Annotated in this window: 1 protein-coding gene; it reads right to left on the bottom strand. The window is 55.6% G+C overall.

What is annotated here, in order from left to right; translation table 11 throughout:
* Positions 1 to 254, bottom strand: a 254-nt coding sequence (locus KVS69_RS19675; protein WP_345776835.1) for an aldehyde dehydrogenase family protein, incomplete at its 3' end; no start/stop codon positions are given.
* Positions 255 to 268: the final 14 nt, after the last annotated feature.

Genomic DNA, 268 nt, shown 5'->3' with positions numbered 1-268 from the left:
ATAACCGCCTGGATCCCTTTTGCAACATAACGCGATGTGACAATTTTGTGGGGATCAGCGGACGGGATAACTCTACCCTCTAGCCACTTGATCATCTCTCCGGCGTTCTCAAAACCTTCAATGGCTTTGCCGATCTCGGCATTTGCCTCAGCGAGCGGCTTGCCTTGGTCGATTGTGACGACGCGTGCCAATTCTTCGCGATGGGTCCGAACGCTGTCAGCAATGCGCCGGCAGAGCGCTGCACGATCCCACACGGACAATCTGCGCA

It is taken from the genome of Stenotrophomonas sp. GbtcB23, assembly GCF_019091045.1.
Classification (GTDB): domain Bacteria; phylum Pseudomonadota; class Gammaproteobacteria; order Xanthomonadales; family Xanthomonadaceae; genus Stenotrophomonas; species Stenotrophomonas rhizophila_A.
Note: the sequence above shows the minus strand (reverse complement) of the source record. Positions and strands in the feature narration are given on the sequence as shown.